At 55.2% G+C, this 362-nt stretch carries 1 protein-coding gene; it reads right to left on the bottom strand.

The window, feature by feature from the left end; translation table 11 throughout:
• Positions 1-234 (bottom strand): hypothetical protein (locus tag AB3X89_RS40350; protein WP_368588077.1); only part of this gene is annotated, 234 nt, incomplete at its 3' end.
• Positions 235-362 lie beyond the last annotated feature (128 nt).

A 362-nucleotide genomic window follows, 5' to 3' on the forward strand; every position in this document is an offset into this window, starting at 1 on the left:
GTACGCATCGCTGTACGTCCGGGACTGACCCGACACGCCCTTCTGGTAGGGCGTGTCGTTGATGAACAGCGCCTTCAGGTCGCCGTCGGGACAATACAGGCTGAGTTGCCCGCGCCGCTTCAGGCTTGGTTCTGTTGCAGTAAGGCCCACGTTAAAATTGGGTAGCGAATTTTTGAGCTGTGCGATGAAGAAGACGAAGACACCGCGAACCACACTCGCGCCGGGCCTGGCCAAGGGGTTCTGTTGCAGTAAGGGTGTCGGGACGAGAAATGTCGATATGATAAGTATTGCTTATGACACAAGGGAGTAAAACTGCTGGGAAGCAGACGACGGGTCTTTGCCCGCACATTTCATCTGTCCTT

Origin of the sequence: Paraburkholderia sp. BR14320, from assembly GCF_040948665.1 — a bacterium.
Taxonomy (GTDB): Bacteria; Pseudomonadota; Gammaproteobacteria; order Burkholderiales; family Burkholderiaceae; genus Paraburkholderia; species Paraburkholderia youngii.